26 protein-coding genes, 2 tRNA genes and 1 rRNA gene are annotated in these 22,246 nt (G+C 35.1%); 19 read left to right on the forward strand and 10 right to left on the reverse strand.

Annotation, left to right across the window (positions count from 1 at the left end; translation table 11 throughout):
- Positions 1 to 3 precede the first annotated feature (3 nt).
- Positions 4 to 516, forward strand: a complete 513-nt coding sequence (locus tag ACX12B_RS01165) for an acyl-CoA carboxylase biotin carboxyl carrier protein subunit (RefSeq protein WP_459352239.1) — start codon at positions 4 to 6, stop codon at positions 514 to 516.
- A 15-nt stretch (positions 517 to 531) separates the two neighbouring features.
- Here ACX12B_RS01165 and ACX12B_RS01170 read toward each other — a convergent pair whose 3' ends face one another.
- The gene (locus ACX12B_RS01170; RefSeq protein WP_459352240.1) at positions 532 to 996 is read right to left on the reverse strand and encodes a redoxin domain-containing protein; all 465 of its coding nucleotides are present in this window, start codon (positions 994 to 996) and stop codon (positions 532 to 534) included.
- 157 nt (positions 997 to 1,153) lie between these two features.
- On the opposite strand from ACX12B_RS01170, the gene ACX12B_RS01175 reads away from it, so the two are divergent.
- From ACX12B_RS01175 to ACX12B_RS01225, 11 genes are read left to right on the forward strand one after another with little or no spacing between them, the layout of a single operon-like run.
- Positions 1,154 to 1,486 carry an NADH-quinone oxidoreductase subunit A gene (locus tag ACX12B_RS01175; protein ID WP_048069033.1) on the forward strand — a complete coding sequence of 111 codons (333 nt, stop codon included), beginning with the start codon at positions 1,154 to 1,156 and terminating at the stop codon, positions 1,484 to 1,486.
- Between the two features lie 40 nt (positions 1,487 to 1,526).
- Positions 1,527 to 2,051 carry an NADH-quinone oxidoreductase subunit B gene (locus tag ACX12B_RS01180; protein WP_459352241.1) on the forward strand — a complete coding sequence of 175 codons (525 nt, stop codon included), beginning with the start codon at positions 1,527 to 1,529 and terminating at the stop codon, positions 2,049 to 2,051.
- Entirely contained in the window at positions 2,051 to 2,653 is a 603-nt protein-coding gene (locus tag ACX12B_RS01185; protein ID WP_459352242.1) for an NADH-quinone oxidoreductase subunit C, read from the forward strand. The genes ACX12B_RS01180 and ACX12B_RS01185 overlap by 1 nt, the downstream gene beginning before the upstream one ends.
- 1 nt (position 2,654) lies before the next feature.
- On the forward strand, positions 2,655 to 3,791 hold the full coding sequence (locus tag ACX12B_RS01190) for an NADH-quinone oxidoreductase subunit D (protein ID WP_459352243.1): 1,137 nt from the start codon (positions 2,655 to 2,657) through the stop codon (positions 3,789 to 3,791).
- On the forward strand, positions 3,792 to 5,090 hold the full coding sequence (nuoH, locus tag ACX12B_RS01195) for an NADH-quinone oxidoreductase subunit NuoH (RefSeq protein WP_459352244.1): 1,299 nt from the start codon (positions 3,792 to 3,794) through the stop codon (positions 5,088 to 5,090).
- Positions 5,090 to 5,587: an NADH-quinone oxidoreductase subunit I gene (locus tag ACX12B_RS01200; protein ID WP_048069014.1), complete on the forward strand. Its 498-nt coding sequence runs from the start codon at positions 5,090 to 5,092 to the stop codon at positions 5,585 to 5,587. Before nuoH ends, ACX12B_RS01200 begins: the two co-directional genes overlap by 1 nt.
- A complete protein-coding gene (locus ACX12B_RS01205) occupies positions 5,580 to 6,092 on the forward strand; it encodes an NADH-quinone oxidoreductase subunit J family protein (protein ID WP_141976565.1) in 513 nt (170 codons plus the stop codon). The genes ACX12B_RS01200 and ACX12B_RS01205 overlap by 8 nt, the downstream gene beginning before the upstream one ends.
- Positions 6,073 to 6,378, forward strand: a complete 306-nt coding sequence (gene nuoK, locus ACX12B_RS01210) for an NADH-quinone oxidoreductase subunit NuoK (RefSeq protein WP_428326344.1) — start codon at positions 6,073 to 6,075, stop codon at positions 6,376 to 6,378. The genes ACX12B_RS01205 and nuoK overlap by 20 nt, the downstream gene beginning before the upstream one ends.
- Complete coding sequence (locus ACX12B_RS01215) at positions 6,378 to 7,931, forward strand: complex I subunit 4 family protein (RefSeq protein WP_459352245.1); 1,554 nt, start codon at positions 6,378 to 6,380, stop codon at positions 7,929 to 7,931. Before nuoK ends, ACX12B_RS01215 begins: the two co-directional genes overlap by 1 nt.
- Entirely contained in the window at positions 7,932 to 10,010 is a 2,079-nt protein-coding gene (locus ACX12B_RS01220) for an NADH-quinone oxidoreductase subunit 5 family protein (protein WP_459352246.1), read from the forward strand.
- 12 nt (positions 10,011 to 10,022) lie between these two features.
- Entirely contained in the window at positions 10,023 to 11,507 is a 1,485-nt protein-coding gene (locus ACX12B_RS01225) for an NADH-quinone oxidoreductase subunit N (protein ID WP_459352247.1), read from the forward strand.
- On the opposite strand, the gene ACX12B_RS01230 is transcribed toward ACX12B_RS01225, so the two are convergent.
- Together ACX12B_RS01230 and ACX12B_RS01235 are read right to left on the reverse strand one after the other, a co-directional pair.
- Positions 11,497 to 12,348, reverse strand: coding sequence for a polyprenyl synthetase family protein (locus ACX12B_RS01230; protein WP_459352248.1), 852 nt, complete (start codon positions 12,346 to 12,348; stop codon positions 11,497 to 11,499). The two genes, ACX12B_RS01225 and ACX12B_RS01230, sit on opposite strands and share 11 nt — an antisense overlap.
- 45 nt (positions 12,349 to 12,393) lie before the next feature.
- Positions 12,394 to 12,487, reverse strand: a tRNA-Glu gene (locus ACX12B_RS01235).
- Between the two features lie 80 nt (positions 12,488 to 12,567).
- On the opposite strand from ACX12B_RS01235, the gene ACX12B_RS01240 reads away from it, so the two are divergent.
- Both ACX12B_RS01240 and ACX12B_RS01245 read left to right on the forward strand, forming a co-directional pair.
- Positions 12,568 to 13,200, forward strand: a complete 633-nt coding sequence (locus ACX12B_RS01240) for a TenA family transcriptional regulator (protein ID WP_459352249.1) — start codon at positions 12,568 to 12,570, stop codon at positions 13,198 to 13,200.
- A 41-nt stretch (positions 13,201 to 13,241) separates the two neighbouring features.
- Positions 13,242 to 13,315: transfer RNA gene (locus tag ACX12B_RS01245), tRNA-Ile, on the forward strand.
- 110 nt (positions 13,316 to 13,425) lie between these two features.
- On the opposite strand, the gene pyrE is transcribed toward ACX12B_RS01245, so the two are convergent.
- On the reverse strand, positions 13,426 to 14,031 hold the full coding sequence (pyrE, locus tag ACX12B_RS01250) for an orotate phosphoribosyltransferase (protein ID WP_459352250.1): 606 nt from the start codon (positions 14,029 to 14,031) through the stop codon (positions 13,426 to 13,428).
- Between the two features lie 50 nt (positions 14,032 to 14,081).
- Here pyrE and ACX12B_RS01255 point away from each other — a divergent pair, with 50 nt between their 5' ends.
- On the forward strand, positions 14,082 to 15,164 hold the full coding sequence (locus ACX12B_RS01255) for a transcriptional regulator (RefSeq protein WP_459352251.1): 1,083 nt from the start codon (positions 14,082 to 14,084) through the stop codon (positions 15,162 to 15,164).
- On the opposite strand, the gene ACX12B_RS01260 is transcribed toward ACX12B_RS01255, so the two are convergent.
- Positions 15,156 to 16,262 carry a site-2 protease family protein gene (locus ACX12B_RS01260; protein WP_459352252.1) on the reverse strand — a complete coding sequence of 369 codons (1,107 nt, stop codon included), beginning with the start codon at positions 16,260 to 16,262 and terminating at the stop codon, positions 15,156 to 15,158. The two genes, ACX12B_RS01255 and ACX12B_RS01260, sit on opposite strands and share 9 nt — an antisense overlap.
- Positions 16,263 to 16,335: 73 nt before the next feature.
- On the opposite strand from ACX12B_RS01260, the gene rimI reads away from it, so the two are divergent.
- On the forward strand, positions 16,336 to 16,833 hold the full coding sequence (gene rimI, locus ACX12B_RS01265; protein WP_459352253.1) for a ribosomal protein S18-alanine N-acetyltransferase: 498 nt from the start codon (positions 16,336 to 16,338) through the stop codon (positions 16,831 to 16,833).
- Between the two features lie 37 nt (positions 16,834 to 16,870).
- The gene (locus ACX12B_RS01270; protein WP_428326354.1) at positions 16,871 to 17,089 is read left to right on the forward strand and encodes a transcriptional regulator; all 219 of its coding nucleotides are present in this window, start codon (positions 16,871 to 16,873) and stop codon (positions 17,087 to 17,089) included.
- Position 17,090: 1 nt separating this feature from the next.
- Here the strand turns inward: ACX12B_RS01270 and ACX12B_RS01275 are convergent, their stop codons facing one another.
- Both ACX12B_RS01275 and ACX12B_RS01280 read right to left on the reverse strand, forming a co-directional pair.
- Positions 17,091 to 17,918, reverse strand: coding sequence for a class I SAM-dependent methyltransferase (locus ACX12B_RS01275; RefSeq protein WP_459352263.1), 828 nt, complete (start codon positions 17,916 to 17,918; stop codon positions 17,091 to 17,093).
- Positions 17,919 to 17,923: 5 nt separating this feature from the next.
- Positions 17,924 to 19,711, reverse strand: coding sequence for a ribosome biogenesis/translation initiation ATPase RLI (locus ACX12B_RS01280; protein WP_459352254.1), 1,788 nt, complete (start codon positions 19,709 to 19,711; stop codon positions 17,924 to 17,926).
- Between the two features lie 93 nt (positions 19,712 to 19,804).
- On the opposite strand from ACX12B_RS01280, the gene rrf reads away from it, so the two are divergent.
- A 5S ribosomal RNA gene (gene rrf, locus ACX12B_RS01285) occupies positions 19,805 to 19,924 on the forward strand.
- A 44-nt stretch (positions 19,925 to 19,968) separates the two neighbouring features.
- Positions 19,969 to 20,097: a hypothetical protein gene (locus ACX12B_RS01290; protein WP_255430846.1), complete on the forward strand. Its 129-nt coding sequence runs from the start codon at positions 19,969 to 19,971 to the stop codon at positions 20,095 to 20,097.
- 1 nt (position 20,098) lies between these two features.
- On the opposite strand, the gene ACX12B_RS01295 is transcribed toward ACX12B_RS01290, so the two are convergent.
- From ACX12B_RS01295 to ACX12B_RS01305, 3 genes are read right to left on the reverse strand one after another with little or no spacing between them, the layout of a single operon-like run.
- The gene (locus ACX12B_RS01295; protein WP_459352255.1) at positions 20,099 to 21,565 is read right to left on the reverse strand and encodes a leucyl aminopeptidase; all 1,467 of its coding nucleotides are present in this window, start codon (positions 21,563 to 21,565) and stop codon (positions 20,099 to 20,101) included.
- Between the two features lie 33 nt (positions 21,566 to 21,598).
- Complete coding sequence (locus ACX12B_RS01300; RefSeq protein ID WP_459352256.1) at positions 21,599 to 21,745, reverse strand: hypothetical protein; 147 nt, start codon at positions 21,743 to 21,745, stop codon at positions 21,599 to 21,601.
- Positions 21,746 to 21,790: 45 nt separating this feature from the next.
- Positions 21,791 to 22,186: a hypothetical protein gene (locus ACX12B_RS01305; RefSeq protein WP_459352257.1), complete on the reverse strand. Its 396-nt coding sequence runs from the start codon at positions 22,184 to 22,186 to the stop codon at positions 21,791 to 21,793.
- Between the last annotated feature and the right edge of the window lie 60 nt (positions 22,187 to 22,246).

The raw sequence follows: 22,246 nt of genomic DNA on the forward strand, positions 1-22,246 counted from the left end.
TTAATGGACTATAAGATACCTGACATCGAAAAATTATTTGAAGGAAAAATTGTTGAAAACTTGGGCAACAATGATTATGTAATTAAGATAAATGACAAAGAACATCAACTAAGAATTCTTTCCATGGATGCAAAAGGAATTGAATTCATTTTAGATCAACAATATCATAAAGCAAAATATCTTGAGACTGCAACTAATGAAATGAATCTTGTAATTGATAATGTTCCCATAACACTAAACATGAATACTCACTTTGATGAAATTGTTTTCAAAAATTCTGGTGGTGGTGGTACAGGTGGCGCTCAAGTAGCACTCAAAAGTCAAATTCCAGGAAAAGTTGTATCCATTGCAGTTTCTGAAGGTGATTCAGTTAAGAAAGGTGATGTTGTATGTACTCTAGAGTCCATGAAGATGCAGGTTGCAGTGAAGGCTCACAAAGATGGTGTTGTTAAAAATCTCAAAATTAAAGAGGGTGCAACTGTCGCAAAAGGCGACGTTATCACCGATTTAGAATAAAAAAGAAATTTTTTCCTACTTGAGGAAATTTTTAATCTCTTCATAGTTTGGTTCTTTTAATGGATCTTCTGAAACCCATTTGTAACCAATTTTTCCGTCTTCCGTAATTATGAATACAGAACGTTTTGCTGCGTTGTAGTCTTTAATGTGAAGCAAGTCTTTCATCAAAATTCCATAGTCGCTAATTGTTTTACTGTTGTAATCTCCCAATAATGGAAAATTGAAGTTATGTTTTTCTGCAAATGCTTTATTTGCAAAAGGACCATCATTGCTAATTGCAACTATTTGCGCACCAGTATCTGCAATTTCTTGCCAAGAATCTCTAAGTGTACATAGTTCTGTCTCACAGACAGGAGAACTTGCTGCCACAATGAATGTAAGAACGATCTTTTTTTCTTTGAATTCATCCAAAGTCCGCAATTTTAGTTCTGTATCTGGAAGCTCAAAATTTGGAGCGGTATCTCCGACATTCAATGACATGATCGCATTTTATCAATGTTCTATAAAGTAGTTTAGAAAAAAATATTTTTTTTCGATCCAAGCCCCAAAATCTGAAACATACCTTTTTATACAAAAATCAGGGTGAAAAGCTAAATTGGTCGGGGAATTAGCGGGCAATTACAGTACTGTGGTATTGATGTTTGCCTTTGGTATAGCAGCAATGGCACCTGCATTGATCATTTCACGAATGGTTTCTCCACGAAAACGTAGTAATCCTGTAAAATTTTTGCCGATGGAATGTGGTCAAGTTCCATCTGGAGAAGGACGAACGCATTTTATGATGCAGTATTATCCTTACATTCTCATGTTTGTGGTATTTGATGTAATGGCAATTTTCTTGTATGCATGGGGAAGTGCTCTTTTAGAACTTCCAAAGAGTGCAACTTTACCAATGATGGGATTTTTAGCTATCATGTTTGGCGCAATGGCATTTGCATTGTATCAATCAGGGAGAAGAAGAATATGGTAGTTTTTTATACAAATCAAATTAACGGGGATAGGGGATAAGATTGCTTAAAGATTTAATCACACCAGAAAATGCAAATGTCTTTGTAGGAAAACTAGGAGATATTTTAGAAAAAGCAATCGATAAACCATTGGGCTACGCCATCAATTGGGGTAGGATTTGGTCACTCTGGCCTGTCCACATTGAAACAGCTTGTTGCAGTGTAGAATTTGGCGCAGCATCAAGTCCAAGATATGATGTTGAAAGATTTGGTATCATCGAAGCATTTGGGTCACTTAGACAATGTGATCTAGTTGTTGTTCAAGGAACTATCACAAGAAAGATGGCACCACGTCTCAGATTAGTTTATGATCAAATGCCAGAACCAAAGTATGTAATTGCTATGGGAGCTTGTGCAATTACTGGAGGATTGTATTTTGATTCATACAATGTACTTCCAGGAATTGACGGAATACTTCCAGTTGATGTCTATGTTCCAGGTTGCCCACCTAGACCTGAAACTCTCATACAAGGATGTATTTTGTTACAAGAGAAAATTAAGAGAATGAAGGCTAGGAAGTTTGTATAATGAGTAGTGATTCTGAAAAACCTGCAGCAGCAAAACCTGAAGAGAAACCAACTCCTCCTAAACCTGCACCAAAACCCGCAGCAAAGGCTGAAGAAAAACCCGTAGAACTTCCAGCATTTGAAAAAGGTATTTCAGATAAACTAGTAGAAAAATTTGGAGATAAAGTAGAAGTAGACTTTGTAAAAGAAGACAGAATTGGAATTAAAACAAGTAAAGAAAATGTTCATGATGTTGCTCAATTCATTCGTGATGATTTGCATTATGATCATGCAGAATCTGTCTCAGGCGTAGATTATCCTGCAGATAATGAGATTGAAGTGGTTTATCATCTTGGATCTTATACTGAATCCTCTCTTGCAAGACAAGTTCTGACATTAACCACTCGTGCTCCTAGAGAATCACATCCAATTCCTGGACAAGATTCCACAAAACTCCCTACTCTTAGAGATGTATTTTACAGTGTAGAATTTGGTGAAAGAGAAGTTTTTGAAATGTTAGGTGTTTATTTTGATGGTCATCCAGATAATAGAAGATTACTTTTGCCTGAAGATTGGGCAGACTTACCACCACTTCGAAAGGACTTTGCAATAAAGGGTAGATGATATGACTGATATAATGCCGCCAGGATTAGCACTCAAAAAAGTAGATGAGAGAATTATGACTCTCAATGTAGGACCGCAACATCCAGGTTCTGGTCACATGAGAATTGTTGTTCAAATTGATGGTGATTATATTGTCGCATGTGATCCTGATCCAGGATATGTTCACCGTGGAGAAGAAAAGATGGCAGAATATAGAAACTACATCACTAATGTTCCTCACTTAGAAAGACCAGTAATTCATGATTCTTGTAATGTTCTTTATCCATACGTTTTAGGTGCTGAAGAAATTCTTGGAATTGAAGTACCAGAACGTGCAAAATATGTTAGAGTAATTTGTTCTGAATTAAATCGTTGTATTTACACAATGTATTGGCTTGCCATTTATGGAATTTTCTTAGGTCACTCTACAATGTTCATGTGGCCTGCAGGTGACAGAGAACTCTTGATCGATCTTATGGAAAAAGTATCTGGAGCTAGAGTAACACATGCACACTTTATTCCAGGTGGTGTACGAAATGATTTACCTGCAAACTTTGAAGATGTATGTTTACGTCAAGTAAATTACTTTGAAAAACGTATCAAAGAATATGCTGCAGTTTTTTATGATAATCCTATTTTGATTTCAAGAACACAAGATACTGGTGTATTGTCACGTGAAAATGCAATTAGATACGGAGTGACTGGTTCAGTGTTAAGAGCAAGTGGCGTAGATTATGATCTAAGAGTTAAGGCACCATATGATGTCTATGATGAATTAGATGTTCATACCAATGTAATGAAAGAAGGTGATTCATATGCACGTTCTAGAGTTCCATGGCTTGATATGATTGAGAGTTGTAATATTATTAGACAAGCACTACAGAAAATGCCAAAGTCTGGTTCTGTAAGAACAAAACTAAAGCCAAATCCTAAGACAAAAGGTCCTGCTACTGTGTACAAACGCGTTGAATCTGGAAGAGGCTCCCTTGGTTGTTATATTGTATCTGATGGTAAACCAGAACCTTATAGAGTAAAGATGAGTGTTCCTTCATTTAGAAACTTACTAGCATTGCCTAATCTTTTGATTGGTGAAAAACTTGGTAACATGCCATCCGTATATTGGAGTCTTAATTATTGGCCAGTGGAGGCAGATAGGTAAATGTCTGCTATAGCACCAAAATTCAAACTAAGTGAGTTTATCAAATCTCTTCTTGATAATGCATTTTGGATAGTTCTGATTGTATCATTGATTGGTCTTCCTGCAATTCAGATACTTTTGTTCTATGTTGAAATGCCTGTAATTAATGGTGAATTACTTACACCATTTCTTGCAATGACTTGGTTGGCAGATCCTTCACGTAGTTTACCAATTCTAAAAGCATTCATGTCAACTGATCTGTTTAGAGTAATGGCATTTCCTGGATTTGGATTTGCTGCACTAATAGCTGCTGCTACAATTTTTGTTGAAAGAAAGATGCTTGCTAAATTACAATTAAGAGTTGGTCCTTTCTATTGTGGAAAAATTGAGGGTATTTTACAATTAGCAGGTGATGGTCTAAAACTAATTTCTAAAGAGATTATTATTCCTGCAAAAGCTGACAAACCAATATTTTGGGCAGCTCCTGTGATATTTGTTGCAACAGCTGCTGCATTTGTTGCATTAATTCCTGTAGCTCCTGGTTGGGTAGTTGCAGACGTAGACTTGGGATTACTTGGTGTTTTTGCAGTAATTGGATTCTTCCCAATCATAACAATTCTTTCAGCATGGTCTGCTAACAGTAAATTCCCATTCATTGGTGGAATTAGAGCTCTATTCCAGATGGTTTCATTTGAAATTCCATTAATCTTGTCTTTGTTAGGTGTTGTAATTCTTACTGGCACTCTTAACTTGTCTGAAATTGCAGCTAGTCAATCTAACTTCCCATGGATTATCTTTTTGCCAGTTGGAGCAATTGTGTTCTTTATTACAATGTTGGCAGAATTAGAAAGAATTCCATTTGACTTACCAGAAGCAGAAAGTGAAATTGTCGCTGGTTGGTTAACAGAATTTTCTGGAATGATGTATGGTTTAGTTCAATTGGGAACCTATCTGAAACTCTATGCATTTGCGGGATTGTTTGTTGTTTTATTCTTAGGTGGTTGGAATGGTCCAATGGTTGTACCTCCATTCCCAGAAGAAATTCTTACTAATGGAATTGAAATGGGTCCTATCACTGCAAAGTTCCCTGGATTACCATTATTTGATCAACAAATGCTAAATGGAACTCTCTGGTTTGTTCTAAAAACAGTTGGTGTGATTTTCTTCATATTACTACCTAGAGGTGTGTTCCCAAGAATCAGAATTGATATGTTGTTGAGTCTTGGTTGGACTAAATTAATTGGATTGGCATTCGTTAACATCTTTATTGCACTAGGCTTGCTTTACGCTGGAGTCTTGGGACCGGGAGGATTACAATAATGGGAACTGCAACTGGAATCATTCGTGCATTAAATTCAGGAATTAAACACCTTGCAATTAAACGATTTACACTTCGTTACCCTGAAGAGAAACTAAAATTCGTAGGTGATGGTTATCAATTTGATCCTTCAACTGGTGTTGGTATTGCTGGACTAAAAGGAAGACACATGTTGTTCCATGACCACTGTACTGGATGTCAGTTGTGTTCAATTGCTTGTGAAGGTGTTGCAGAAGCAATTGCAATGGTGAAAGTCCCTGAGGAACAAAAACAAAATAAAAAATCTATCATGCCTCAAATTGATTATGGAAAATGTGTTTTCTGTGGTCTTTGTGTTGATGCATGTCCATTTTATGCACTTTACATGACAAACGATTATGAATTATCTTCATTTACTAAAGAAGGCCTAATTTACACTCCTGCACAACTTGCAGTAAAACCATATCTTACACAAGATAGTGAAATCCAAATTACTGATAGAGGTGCAACCCATGGCTGATGCTGCCTTTTTAGCTCTTACTGTAATTACAATTGGTTCTGCAATTGCAGCACTTGAATTAAGATCATTAATTTATGGTTCCATTGCGTTGATGGGAACTCTTGGTGGTATTGCAGGATTTTTCTTTTTGCTAGATGCTCCATTTGTTGCATTGTTCCAACTTGCAGTTTATGTTGGTTCTATTGCAGTTCTGATTTTATTTACTGTAATGTTAGTGAAAAGAGAACTCATCTTCAAAAAAATTGAAGATAAAAGAAGAAAGTTTGCCGGAATCGGTTTGATGATGGTTGTGATGGTTGGATTAGGTGCAGTCTTTTTAGATTCTGGAATTAAAACAATTACAACTGATGAACCACCTGTTGACTTTAGAGATATTGGTACAGACTTTGTAACCTATTATTGGCCTGCATTAATTTTGATGGGATTGATTTTAGCTGGTTCTGTTACTGGCGCACTTGTATTGGCAAAACGAGAGGATGTGGAGAATGACCAACGAACTAATTGATTTTACACTTGTATCTGTAGCCCTATTAGGAATAGGAATCTATGGTCTTGCTGTTAAACGTAATTTTATCAGAATGTTGTTTGCAGTTGAAATTATCATCAATGCTGCTAATCTCAGTTTAGTTGCATTTGGTAGATTCTTGCCACATAGTGGTGGTCAAACAATGGCATTATTCTCTATAGCAATTGCAGCTGCCGAAGTAGCAGTTGGATTGTCATTAATTATTGTAGCATATCGTATGTATCAAAATGTCGATATTGCAGACTTTAGGAGTTTGAAAGGATAATGGAATATGCATTATTACAGGCAGTTTTCTTGCCACTACTCTTATCTCCAATAGCCTACATTTTAGGAAGAAAAGTAGGACCTACTCCTGCTATGTGGTTTACATTTGCAATCCTGCTTTATACAACAATCCTTGTAATCAATGCAGCATTATCTGGAACTGTAGAAGAACACTATCCATGGACAGAACAATTTGGTGAGTTTGGTTTCTTACTTGATGGTTTAGCATCTCCATTTGCAATAATCATCTATGTATTATCCACAATTTTGGTACTTTATTCAAAACCATACATGATTCACAAATTCCATGAACAATTTGAAGAAGAACAAAAAATCAACTCTTCTTCAAGTGGACAAAGTTCTGTTGTTGAATCATCTTCTCTTTCTAATTATGTAAATGCAAAATCTGGTCTTTACTTTGCACTTTATCTTGTATTTGCAATGGGCATGCTTGGAACAGTCATGTCGACAAACCTCATAGAATTTTACATATTCTTTGAAGTTATGTTGATCCCAGGTTTCTTCTTAGTTGCACTTTGGGGTGATGGTCCAAGAAGAAAGATTGGTTTAATGTTCCTCTTTTGGACTCATGCTGGCGCAGTTGTGTTACTATTAGGATTCTTAATGATTGGACTAACTATTGGTAGCTTTGACTTTGCTGATATCAAAGAGTCTGAAATTCCTCAAGATATTGTAATGATTTCAGCGATTGCGATTGCAATTGGTCTTGGAGTGAAATTAGCTGTCTTTATGTTCCATGTTTGGTTGCCTTATGTTCACGGTTCAGCACCTACACCAATCAGTGCACTTTTGTCTCCTGCAATGATTGGAATTGGTGCATATGGTATCTTTAGATTAATTGTTGAATTCTTACCTTCTACATTTGCAGAACTCTCTATTTGGTTCCACATTTGGGGTCTTGTTACAATGATCTATGGTGGTGCAATGGCCTTAATGCAAGATGATCTAAAACGATTACTTGCTTATTCTAGTATCAGTCAAATGGGATACTTGCTCTTTGGTATAGGCTCCATGTCTGCAATGGGCCTTGCTGGCGCTGAGATGATGTATGTCACTCACGGACTTGGAAAAGGTATTCTCTTTATGATGGCTGGAATTATTATTGTTAAAGTAGGTACACGCAGTATCTCAAAACTTGGTGGATTAGCAGGAAAGATGCCAATTACTGCAGTATGTGCTGTTATTGGTGCACTTACAATTATGGGTGTCCCCCCAACTAGTGGATTTATGGGAGAATGGATTCTCTTTTACGGAGCATTAGAAACTGCAATCGAAGAAGGTTCTACGATTAGAGCAGTAACATTTGGTCTAGGTCTTGTTGCAACTGCTCTTACTATGTCTTACATGTTATGGATGCTAAAACGAGTATTCTTTGGAAAGACCCCTGAACATCTAGAAAATGTCAAAGAAGGAAGCTGGTATATGACAGCACCAATGATGGTATTAGCTGGATTTACTGTTGTACTTGGAATTTATCCGGACATCTTCTTGAAGACAATCTTACCTTACATGAACGGAGTGTTGGGAGTCTAAATGGCAACTGAATCTATTGGTTTACCATTTGAAGCAACATCTGCTGCAGCATGGCTTGTTTGGATATTACCATTTGCTGCCGCACTTATTATGCCAGGTATTGGAAAGTTTTCAAAAAGAACAACCGGTTATGTTGCAGTAGGATTTGCATTAATGAGTGCATTATCTGCAGCATCTTTGTTACCTCTTGCAGTTGAAGGATCAGAAATTCATCATCAGATTATGTGGATTGAAGCAATTGGTTTGAAAGGTGGTGTATTAGCTGATCCGCTCTCAGTAATTATGGCAAATGTTGTTGCTTGGATTTCTTTCTTGATTATGATCTACAGTACAGGATACATGAAAGGCGATAAAGACATCACAAGATTCTGGTTCTGGATGATGTTCTTTATTGGTTCAATGCAATTAATTGTATTATCTGATAACTTACTCCAAGTCTTCTTTGGATGGGAAGGTGTGGGTCTTGCATCTTATGCATTGATCAGCTTTTGGTATCGTGATAAAAAGAAAGATCATGTTGGACAAGAAGGACGTACTGTTCTTGGTCTCTTAGATTACTATGCTCCAACACATGCTGGTATGAAGGCATTCATCATGACCAAAGTTGGAGATGTAATGATGATTGCAGGTATGCTTTTGATATTCTTGTTTGCTGGAACATTTGGCTTCAAAGAGCTCATGGGAGATCATGAGTGGGCAATTGCTATGAATGCTCAAGGTCTCTTAGTTCCTGCCTTTGTGTTGTTATTTGGTGGCGCTGTTGGTAAATCTGCACAATTCCCATTAAACGAATGGCTCTTAGAAGCAATGACTGGTCCAACTGCAGTATCTGCATTAATTCACGCAGCAACAATGGTTAAAGCTGGTGTATTCTTGGTTGCAAGAATAGGACCAATTGTCTTTGCATTAGGTGCTGCAGGAATTATGGCAGATCAATTCTTTGAGATTGTTGCATGGGTTGGTGCAATAACTGCATTATTACTTGCAACACAAGGTATGGTTAATCCAGAAATTAAGAAAGTTCTTGCATATTCAACTGGTTCACAAATTGGTTACATGATGATGGCATTAGGTGTAGCTGGATTATCTCATCAATATGTTGATGGTTACACTGCTGGATTCTTCCACTTGATTTCTCATGCAATGTTCAAAGCATCATTATTCATGGCAGCAGGTTCTTTGTTACATATTGTTGGCTCTCGATTTATGACCGATATGGGTGGTTTGCGAAAACAAATGAAAAAGACATATGCTTTCATGTGGGCTGCAGGTCTTGGCCTAATGGGTGCGCCATTTATCACAACAGGTTTCTGGAGTAAAGATGCAATCTTTGCAGCAGTTTACACATCAGGAAACGAATGGGCATTGCCACTATTTGCAATTGCAGTGTTGACTGCAATAATTACTGCATTCTATACCACAAGAATGATTGGTATGGTGTTCTTTGGTAACAAGAGTAAACACATCCAAAAGATGGAAGAAGAAGGACATCACATCCATGAAGCATCATTATCAATGTGGGCTCCATATGGAATTCTTGCAGTTCTAACTATTGGAATTGGATTAATTGGATTATCCACAGAACACGGATTACATCATATGTTTGAAGTATATCTTGAAGATTCATTTGGAATCCACACCGAACATGTAAAAGCTGAATCCTCAATATTGCCCGAATTCTTACAAGGTATTAACCCTGTCGCACTTGGTGCTTCGCTTGTTGCATTTGCAATAGGAATTGGATTAGGATACATATTCTATATTGGTAGATGGGTTGATCCTGTCAAATTTGTAAATTCTAACATTTTCTTTTACGCAATTCACAAAGTCATCTTAAGCAGATGGTATCTCAACGCAATAGTGTATTGGTGCTTTGTAGTGGCTCCATTATGGTTAGCAAGAGGTGTATTCCGATACTTTGAAAAGACAGCTATCGATTACGGTATGAACGATGGGTTCCAGAAAGCAGTTGGATGGGGTGCAAAAGTCGTCCAAGGAACTCAGACTGGTGTTTCCCAATCATATCTATTCGTATTTGGAGCAGGATTACTATTCGTAGTTCTGATATTGTTGATGTAGGAGAGATATGAAATGTTAGACATTACTTCCACACCATTAGTACTAATTGCAATTTTAGGAACTGTTGGAGTTATTCTTCCAATAATCAGTATTGCAAGAAAAGAAAAAGGCTCTAACTCGTTTTATGCTGTAATTGCATTCACTGCCCTGATTGTTTCTATGGCATATGTTGGATATGAGTTCATTAACGAAAATGTAGCAGCATCTGCTCTTTTCTCTGATGATGTACTTGTAGATGATGCTTTTGGTGGATTCTTTGCAATTGCAATGCTTATTGTTGCTTTGTTCACAACAGTTGGCTCATTTAATTATATGAGAAAACACAACTCTCCTGCTGTTTACTATTCACTAATCTTACTTGCAACAATTGGTATGATTCTTGTTGCATACTCAACTGACTTGGTAATGCTGTTTGTTGCTTGGGAACTTATGAGTATCCCAACTTACATCTTGGTTGGATTTATGAAAAAGAATCCAAGTTCAAATGAAGCTGCATTAAAGTACTTCCTATTTGGTGCATTATCTTCTGCAATAATCGTTTATGGAATTGCAATATCTTATGGATTAACTGGTTCTACAAACATTGGAGAAGTTATTGAAGGCTATTCAACACTTGATCCTTCGCTACTTCCATTAGCATTACTTTCAGTTGGAATGTTTATTGCAGGATTTGGATTCAAGATGGGACTTGTTCCTTTCCATCAATGGCTTCCAGATACTTATGAAGGTGCGCCATCTCCAGTTACTGCATTACTTGCTGCTGCAACTAAAAAAGCAGGTTTTGCTGCTGCTATCCGAGTTATAGTACTTGGAATGGTTGCTCTAAATCTTGATTGGACTTTAGCTCTTGGAATTATTGCAGTGATGACAATGACAATTGGTAACGTTGCAGCAATCATGCAAAAAAATCTTTCAAGGATGTTGGCTTACTCTAGTATTGCCCATGCAGGATACATTTTGATTGGATTGGCAGTTGCACCACACAGCTCTCTTGGTTTGCAAGGCTCTTTGTACCAAATATTCAATCATGCGGTGATGAAAGGTGCTGCCTTTATTGCGATTGCCGGAATTGTAACAACTCTTGCTGTAACTCATATTGATAAATTAAAAGGACTTGGAAGGAGAATGCCTATCACTGCTTTAGGTATGGTAATTTCCTTATTTGCACTTGCAGGTGTTCCTCCACTTTCAGGATTTTGGAGTAAATTGATGTTATTTGGAAGTGCATTAGATGCTAGTTCTGCATTATGGTGGGCTCCATGGCTTGCAATAGCAGGAGTTCTTAACAGTGCCTTATCACTTGCTTACTATGGTTGGATTACTAGAAAGATGTACTTTGAAGGTGAAACCGAAAAGAGAGTTTCAGAACCAAAATCAATTGTAGCAGTAATGATATTCTCTATAATCTTCTTGGTAGGATTTGGTGTATATCCAGAACCACTTCTTAAATTTGTAGAATTTGCAACACCAATAGTTAGTTTAGGACTTATGCCTTAAACGAAGTAAATTTTATCAAATTATCTAGATTTACTTTTGCATCATTGTCTGGAATTTTTCTTAAACTAGTTCTTGCTTTCTCAGAATACTCTTTTAACAACTCTTCCATTTTATTAAAAACATCTCTTGGATCTGAACTTTTCTTAATCAATGTATTAAACAATTTGTCTTCATTTTTCCAATCTAAAAGATCATCTCTAATTTGATAAGCAATTCCAATATTTTTCCCATATTCTGTTAACCCTTCAATTTGTTCTTCTGTTCCATTTGCAATAATTGCTCCTGTTCTAGCTGCTACTTCAAATGCAGTTGCAGTTTTGTATTCAATTACTTTGAGATAATCATCAAATGTAACATCTTCACTTGTCTCTAGTCTACTTTCAATCATTTCACCTTCACTCATTAACATAGCAGTAGTTGCCAGGTCTTTTGTTACTCTAGGATTATCTAATCTGGAACATATTGCCAAAATTAACCCTAAAACAAAATCTCCTGTAAGTACACTTGTATTGTATCCATATTTGATGTGGAATGGATCTTTTTGTCTTCTCATGGTTTCATTATCAATAATATCATCATGAATTATGGATTCCATGTGTAAAAATTCAACTGCGCAAGATGCTGCAAATGTATTTTCATCAATTTTACCTATGCTTTCAGCTGATAAAGTAAGAATAATTGGTCTAATTCGTTTTCCACCTTCTAGTGAATACTTCAAAGGATCAATGAATTCTGATTCTGAATAAAGATCTAGTTCTTTATCTAATGCCTGATCAATTTTTTTGATATACTCTCCATATGTTTCAAGTAAAGGATTAATCTCGATATTTTTTCTGTCCAAGATGGTGCCTCTATTGAAAAAATTTTCCCATTGTTAATTAAATCTTGGTGCTCCAGCCGGGATTTTCATCGATTGATTTTGAACCCGGGATCACTGCCTTGAAAGGGCAGTATGCTTGACCGGTCTACACCACTGGAACCCAAGAAAATTCTGTATTTTGACCATAAAATCTTTTGTAAACCGCAAAGATTTTTTTATTGGCAGATTTGGAGTCAAACCATGAACATAATTCAAAAAATTGATGAAATGATTGAAGAAAGAAGTTTACTAAAACATCCATTTTACCAAGCATGGTCTGATGGAAAATTAACTAAAGAATCTCTAGCAGGATATTCAAAGGAATATTTCCAATTAGTAAAAGAGGTTCCATCTTTCATGGCTCCAATTATAGATAAAGCCCCAGAATCTGTTGTAAAAGAATTAGTTGAAAATCAACAAGAAGAGTCTGATCATATTAAACCCTGGATTGCTTTTGCAGGTGAACTTGGAATCTCTGAAGAAGAATTATTGTCTTATTCAGGTTTACCAAAAACAAGAAAAGCTGTATCTGAATTGAATGAGTTGATGGATACTTTTGAAAGTGGTGCATGTGCAATGTATGCATTTGAAAAAGAAATTCCAAAAATTAGCCAAACAAAACTTGACGGTTTGGCAGAATTCTATGGTATGACCAGTGAAGAAGCAACTGAATACTTCAAACTACATACAGAAGCTGACATTAGACATACAGCATCATGGAGAAATATTCTCGAAAAATCTTCAACTGATTATGACAAATTAATTCAAGTTGTTGAAAAATCCATTTCTGCACAAAATTTGTTATTGGACAGTTGTTTTGAAGAATACTGTTAATCTCATAACATTTTATACCTGAGAAAAAGTTCATCTGCTTAGGGCCCGTAACTCAGCTTGGTAGAGTAACCGGCTCATAACCGGTGAGCCAAGGGATCGAAGCCCTTCGGGCCCATTATTTTCAGTTAGTTTTAAAATAAGCAAAATTAAATTTTACTGGCTGCAATGAAGAATCAGAGTTATATCTGAATGATGATTGGAAGGCATTTGTCTGAGCTGCCAAACTTATTTGCCAATTTGATTTTTCACTTTTTCTAAAATCTCATCACCCACTAGACTTTGTTCGTTCAAAGCTTCTGTAATTTCTAAAATATTTAAAATTGAGTGCATCTTAACTCCTAGTTTTTCTAAGGCTTCTTCAGCTCCTTCCATCCTATTAACAATCACATACGCATCTTTTATTGATATGTTGACTTCTTTTAGTGACTTGATTGCATTTACAACCGAACCTCCAGTTGTTGCAACATCATCTATCATCACTACTTGCATTCCATCATGAATTTTACCTTCAACAGATTTTGAAGTTCCATAATCTTTTGGCTTGCTTCTGACATAGATTAATGGTTTTACAGTTTCAATCGCTAATGCTGATGCAATGACTAAACCTCCTGTAGGTACTGAAACAATTGAATCAAACTTGTCTAATCCTATATCTTGAGCAATTTCATTTTCTAGATATTTGACCATTTTTCTAAATTCATGGGGGTAACTTGGAACTAATCTTAAATCTACATAGTATGAACTCTTTTTTCCACTGGCTAGTGTAAAATCTCCAAATTTTATGATGCCTTTTTGATACAAAAAGGTTGCAAACTCTTTTACAAATTCCATACCAAAATTAACTACACTGGATTTATTTTGGTTTGTATTATCAATGAATTATGCCTGAAATTTGGTTAAATTATGGTATTACAGACGTTGTTTTGGACATAAGAGCCGAGAATTTAGAGCAAAAAATCGATTCTGATGGCAAAGTTTTGGATGATTCGGCGATTAATGAAAAATTGAGTACCTTAGATTTGTCAAAACCTATGGAACTTGTGGTTTTACATAACTCAAAATCCATTCAGAAAATAATATCATCCTTGTTTACATTATGTGAACAAAAATCAAAACCATTTCCAAAAATTCTTACTGATAAAAAAATCCTAAATCAAGTCAAAGCGGGACTGCCCGAAGGCAGCTCAATTAATGAGTTTGATAATATGGAAAATCCAAACTCAAATCTTGTATTTATGGGTGAAATGGAATTTGATGGCCTTTTTGGCTATGAAACTATTTCTACACGACTTCTCAAAAAATTTGGTTTAGAATCTATGCTTGCAGCATATGCAAAAAGACAAGGCAATCTCCCTGTTCCAGGACAATACCCTGAAAGTCTTCAAGAAGCAAAGCAATTTTCTGATAATTTTGAAATTCAAGGACTTGAAATCGTTGCAAATTCTCAGGGTATAATTGATTTTTCAATAGGACATCCATCAGAAACTATTTCTAATACAAAAATTCTAGAGTCAAACTCAATCAAAGATGTTGGTCAACATAAAACAATGATAATTAGTACTGGTAAAGATGCAAGTAATGATAATCTTGGAAACTCTTTCTCTTCTTTATGGAATTGTTCTAATGCAATCAAAAAAGATGGTCTTGCAATTTTAGTTGCTGAATGTAAGGGAGGATTAGGTTCTGATGCAATTCAACAATACATTGAAGACCGATTGACTTTGGAACAATTACGAAATCCTACAAAATACGTTAGCGGTATGGAAGATCTCTTATTCCTTTCAGAGATCCAAAAGAATTTTCAAATCGGACTTGTTTCCATTCTACCTGAATTTTATGCAAAGAAATTAAACATGATTTCATTACCTGGAATAAAATATTCTATGGATTATATCTTAAAGACCCAAGGTGCAAGACAAAAAGTTGCTGTAGTTGCAGATGGTGCTAGACTATTACTACGGTAGAAAATTAGGCAAAAAATCTGATGGTAATGGTGCACATAATATTGCTAATCCGATAATTCCAATGTATGCTAATTTTCTCTTTCTTGAAAGTGGTGAAATATCGTCTAATGGCATTGCACTAGGATTTCTTGAACTCATTATCAGAATTAAAATTGCCATTAACCAATAATTTAACAAAACTAGGATTGCCATACTGCCAAAAGTTGCATATCTGTGTAGTTTTGGACCAAGTAATGTTCTTGCCATGTGACCTCCATCTAATTGCCATGCGGGAAGTAAATTCAAAAATGTGATCAGAAATCCAATCCACGCTGCAAACATTACGGGAGTCATGATTACTTCATGTCCTGGACCGCCTTTACCAAACATTGCAAGACTTGCAGTCATTAGCAATGGTTCACCCTGTTCCCATTCCATTAATCTTGATTCTTCAAATAATCCTGCTGCAATTTCGGGTTCTAAAATTGGTGCAGTATATGCACCATAAATTGAGACAATTATTGTAATAACTAATCCTGCAATTGGACCTGCTATTGCAACATCAAATAAAATTTCTCTATTGATGGTTAATCCTCTTGATTGAATAAATGCTCCAAACGTTGGAATTCCTATGACTGGTAAACCTGGAATAAAGTATGGCCAAGTTGTTTTTAGTCTATGAGCTTTTGCTGCAATAATGTGTCCTAATTCATGAATTCCTAAAATTCCTATCAGTGATAATGTATAGACTGCAGCCATTTCGAGAGGCTCTCCAATCTCTACAATTGAATTTGTTCCAGATGTTCTATAGTATCCATCAATCATAACAAATGCAATTACAATTGCAAATAAAGCTCTAGGGGTCCATGCAGTTTTCATCCACCTTCTTTGTTTTTTTATTGCAAATTTTTGAATAATGACAAATTTTTCACCCTCTTTTTGTTCTAACTTACATACAAAACTCATACCTTCTAATTTTCTTGCTAATTGTTCAAATTTTGATTTGAATTCGAAATCCTCAATTCTAAACTCCATGGAAAATTCTGTTTTTATAAAATCACTTACATCGAATATGGAATTTACTAAAGAAACTATGTCTTCTTGAGAATGCTCTTCCATTCTTTCTGATTTATTCTTTCCATTAAATGGTCTTTTGGTTTAAAATTAAATATTGATAGTGTTATCTCTAAGTATGCAAGTTATTCTGAGACAATTAGGTGATTGTAATATCAGACGTGCAGAACCAAGCGATCTCATTCCTGTAATGGAAATTAATCTAAAAACACTACCTGAACATTATTCTGATTATTTCTATGAAAGTTTACTTGCAGAACTTCCGGAGGCATTCATTGTAGCAGAGATAGGTGGAAAACATGTTGGATACATAATGTGCAAAACTGAATACGGATTTTCAAATTTTAAGAAATTGGGTTTTGTCAAGAAGGGTCATGTTGTATCAATTGCAGTTCTTGATGAATATAGAAAGAGAGGAATTGGGAACGCATTAGTTGAAGAATCTGTAAAAGGTGTACAATCCAGAAAATGTGATGAATTCTATTTGGAAGTAAGATGTAGTAATAATGAGGCTGTACGATTGTATGAAAAACTTGGATTTGTAATTAGACAACAACTTAACGCCTATTATCGTGATGGTGAAGATGCATATCTTATGGCCATTGAATTAACTTAGATAAAACCAATAAATAACTCGCAAAAAATTTCCCGCCATGGACAAACGTAAAGGAATGGGAATTACAATTTTTCTTCTTTGTATTGGAGGATTCTTTCTTTATGCTTATTTGCTCATGCTTTCTGAGTGGAGTCCTATTGTTTTACAATTATCTGTATTGATGATTGCAGGAGGAATTCTTGGAGTTGTTGCATGGATAGGATATGTCATGGCAACAACTAAACCTTCACCTGCATCAATTACTTCAGATGATTAGTCTACTTGGAAATTTTAACATCTACAACTGTTTGATAATATCTTGGACCAACAGGTCTAACAATTTTTGATCCTAATATCTCTGATTTTATTGGAGAGACTTGCAAATAATGTTCTTCTGAAAGTTTCCCTGCATCTGATTTTTTATCTGCATGTATGTGAGAATAGTAATGAATTATTCCTCCATCTTTAGTTGTTTTAATTGCAGATTCTAAAAACTCATCAGATCTTTCTGGTAGTAACATCAATGTTCTATCTGATTTATCTATCAATTGTTCATTGATAATTTGGGTTGCATCACCATTAATTGAAACAACTTCTCCTGCAAGTTTGTTTAGTTTGATATTTCTCTCGCACAATTTTGATGCAATTGGATTGATGTCGAGACTGTAAACTGTACATCTTTTCTTTTTTGCAGCTATTATTGAAAACATTCCTACGCCTGCAAACATATTGGTCATGACCTCCCCCTCTTGAATCAGGTTTGCTATTCTATCCCTTTCAGTAGATAATCTAGGTGAAAAAAATGCATTTTCTACATCTACCGTAAATTTACATCCAAATTCCTTGTATTCTGTCTCTGTATTGTCCTCTCCTGCAATAACCTCTAGATTCCGTGTACGAAAATCCCCTTCTACAGCTGATGCCTGATAAAAGACACTCCTTACAATCTTTACATCATTCAATAGAGCTTCTCCGATAATCTTTTTCTTAGGTAGGAGCGAATCTGGGATTCTTACAATGATAATTTCTCCAATTTGATCAAATGCAGAAATTAGTTCTTCACTTTCTTCTGGAGAAAGTATGCTTTCAAGTGATTTTTTTAACATTCGAGTCAATTCTTGTAATAGAAATTTCCAGATGATTTCTGGTCTTTATCTAATCTGCTTTCTAATTTGTTTACTCTTGGTCTAAGACTCTTTTCATCTCGTCTAAATGACATGTCTAATGATCTTAGGAATTTGTTCATTGCATCTGCTTTTGGTAGTGGTGATGTAGCTTTTCCTGCAGCCCCTGATTCTCCTTCAAAAATTACCACACTATCTGAAATCAAATCCATTAACTGTAAATCGTGATCAATTACAATTGCTGACTTTCCAAAAGAGCGAACAAATTTCTGTAAGAATTTTGCAATAGCAATTCTATCTTCAACATCTAAAAATGCTGATGGTTCATCAAGCGCATACAAATCTACTTTTTGCAAAAGACAAGATGCTACTGCTACTTTTTGTAGTTCTCCTCCTGAAAGATTCTTCACAGATTTATTGTAGAGTTTTTTAATTTTTAATGGATCAAGAATCTGTTCTTCTTCAAGACTTCCTTCAACTGGATTTCCATTTGCTTTGTCAAGTAATGCTACAACTTCTACATCAATATCATTTTGAAGATATTGTGGCTTGTATGCTATCTTTATTTTTTTATCAATTTCTCCAGAATCTGGTTTTTCAACACCTGCAATCATCTTCATCATAGTAGTTTTTCCAAGTGCATTTGCTCCCATGATTCCCAAAACCTCTCCTTTTCTTACTCTACCAGGCTCGATTTCAACTGAAAATGAAGGGTATTTTCTTATTAATTTTGGATAGTTTACAATTTCACTTCCTTCTTGAAATTCATCTGTAGATGTAGATGAGACATCAAAGGAAAATGCTTTATCTCTAAATCTTACGTTTTCATTTGGTAGGTATCCATCAAGGAAAACATTGATTCCAACTTTGGTTGAAAGAATATTTGAAACAATACCATAAGCTGCTGGTTCCCCATAAAGCACTTCAATATAATCACTAAGAAAATCAAGTAATGTCAAGTCATGCTCTACGACCATTACACTTTTTCCAAGTTTTGCAAGACTCTGAATTACTCGTGCAACACCTGTTCTTTGAAAAACATCATTGTAAGATGACGGTTCATCAAAAAAGTAAAATTCTGTATCCTTAGAAGCTGCAGCAGCTACTGCAATTCTTTGTAATTCTCCACCACTTAGTTCCTTTAAGCTTTGATCAACAGAATTTTGCAATCCTAATTCTTTGATTAATTCTCTAGATACTCCTCTCTCATCATATTTTTCAATAAGTTCTTTCCCGGTTCCATCAAATGCTTGTGCAATATGGTGTACTTGTTGTGGTTTAATTGATGCACGAATTTGATTTTGTTTAATTTTATCAAAATGTTGTTTTAGTTCCGTTCCACTATAATATTTTAAAATCTCATCCCATTCCGGAGGGTCTTCGTATCTTCCAAGATTTGGTTTTAGATTACCTGATAGAATGTTCACAACAGTACTTTTCCCCATACCGTTTCTTCCAAGTAAACCCACTACCTCTCCTTTCTTTGGAGTTGGCAATTTGTATAATCGAAATGAATTTGGGCCATATTGATGAATTTTATCAGTAGCTAATTCACTTGCTAAATTTACTATTGTAATTGCATCAAAAGGACATACTTTGACACATATTCCACATCCATTACAAATATCCTCGTCAATCTGGGCCTTTTTTGATTCCTCATTGAGTACAATACAATCTGCACCTGATTTGTTAACTGGGCAATACTTTATGCACTCTAAACCGCATTTTTTAGGCTGACAGAGCTCATGATCTAAAACTCCAACTCTATGCGTCATGTGCTAGATCGGTAATCTCTTTGTTTTATACCTATTTTGGAGTAAATTATCTGGTTTCGTTACGTTAATAATTGAGATTTTAACACAAATTTTCAAGCCGGCCATAGCGTTAGGGTGCGACCCAATCCCTTTCCGAACTTGGAAGTCAAACCTAACGTCGCTGTTGTGCTACTAAGATGCGAGAGCCCTTGGGAAGCAACAGTGCTGGCATTTTCTAATTTACAATCTATTAATAATGAAATTAATCAAAACATTACATGCCAAATTGTTCTGTTTGTGGAGAAATATGTGATAATGACATTAGACTGATGAATCACATGATGGAAAAACATGGTTGGAGAAATCCAAATGTTGGAAAACCTGATAGAAACAGTAGAGGCTATTAACTTACAACTTTTGTAAATAATCTAAAATTAATCTAACCCCAAAACCTGTTGCTCCTTTTGGATTGTATGATTTTTCTTTTGTAGCTACTTGTGTCCAAGCTACCCCTGCAATATCCAAATGTATCCATGGTGTGTCTTCTATTGCATTTCTCAAAAATGCAGCAGCAGTTATTGTTCCCGCTGCTCTTCCTATACCCATGTTTTTCATATCTGCTACATCTGATTTTATCATATCCATAAATTCTTGATTTAATGGAAGCTCCCAAATTTGTTCTGTAGTATTTTTTGATGACTCAAAAATTTTTTTTGATAATTTTTCATTATTTGAAACCATTCCTGCTACGTTGGTACCTAGTGCTATGATACAAGCTCCTGTTAATGTGGCAAAATCAATAATTGCTTTTGGTGAGTAATGTTTTTCTCCATATGCTAATGCATCAGCTAAAATTAATCGTCCTTCTGCATCTGTATTGAGAATCTCTGCTGTTTTTCCATTATACAACTTGATTATATCACCTGGTCTATATGATTCTCCATCTGGCATGTTTTCCACAGATGGAACAATTCCAATTACATTAATTGGTAATTTTAATTCTGAAACTGCTTTCATAATTCCTAATACTGTACAACCACCACATTTGTCAAATTTCATTTCATCCATATTTGCTCCAGGTTTTAATGAAATTCCTCCTGTATCAAATGTAACAGCTTTTCCAACAAGTACAATTGGTTTTTCATTTCTTGAACCCCGAGTGTGTTCCATGATGATTAGTTTTGGTTCATTCTTACTTCCTTGCCCTACTGCCGAAATTCCTCCAAAACCTTTCTTTTTTAGTTCTGATTTTGAAATAATTTTACATTTCATTTTATTTTTGGAAATGGTTTTTGCAAAATTTGCTAATGTAGATGGTGTGCATTCGTTTGGAGGTAAATTAGCAATACTTTTTGTAAATATTGCTCCATCTGCAACAATTTCGGCTATCTTTATTGCTTGTAAAACCTTGTTTGATTTTGGAACAATTATTATCATATCTGGAGAATTCTCTTCTTTTTCAGCCTTGAATTTTTCAAATTTGTATAATGCCATTTTTGCCCCCTCTACAATTTGTGATATTGAAGAAATCTGATCAATAACAAACGTGGGAGGCGTGATTATTGAAAATTCTTTTAATTTTAATTCACGTGCTTTTTGAGCAATTTTACCTGAAACCTGTCTAAAAGTGTCTTTTGTAATGTCTTCTTTTTTTCCAATTCCTGCAATTAGGATTCTCTGAAATTGTTTTTCACCTATAGTTGGAATAATTGCTAATTTACCTAACTTTCCTTCTATATCTTTGAGTGATTGGTTTACTGCAAGGGATGTTTTTGAATCTAGTTTTGGTAATCCTAAAACTTTATCTGATTTCTCTAATACAAATCCACAAAGAAGCTGTGTTTTCTTTGGTGTATTTTGTATTTTGATCTTCATACGTATGTATGATTTTCATAGTCTTATTTAGATTTATGATTTATTGCACTCTCTAAGCATTTCATTAATTACTGCAGAGAAACTTACAGTTCCGGCAGTTTCTTTAATTTTCTTTGCTTGAAGATTTCTAACTTTTTTTGCAACATCCTCATCAATCATGATTGTTCTTCGTTCTGCCATTTGTTTGCAAGATTTTTTTTAATTATTTATATTTATTTTTGGTAATCAATTATGAACTTCATCATTAATTTTGATGATTTTACTATTGGAAATCAAACTAGTTGATCTAATAAAAACTGCTTTAACTGATTTACACTCTTGTGAACATTGTTCGTTAATTCCCGTTATTGGGAATTTTTTTAATTTGTTTGAAAAAATTGTTTTTATCACTGGCAGTAATGCAGATCTTCCTCCATACGCTTTTTTTTCATCAATAAACCAAAACATATCTAATGCAGATTCATCCAGAATTTTCTCTCGAATATTTTCACCTTCTTTTGTATAGTGTCCTATCATCTTCATTTTTCCTCTGGCAAAAAAATTCACAACTTTTGCAAATTTTACGCACAAATAACATTGATTATCAAAAACAACTATTGGAAAATCATTATTTGTTTTCATATTTTATTTACGTTAATTTAATTAAAAATTCTTCCTAATTCTAATCCCTAGTGGTTTGTT

The organism is Nitrosopumilus sp. S6, from assembly GCF_054515815.1.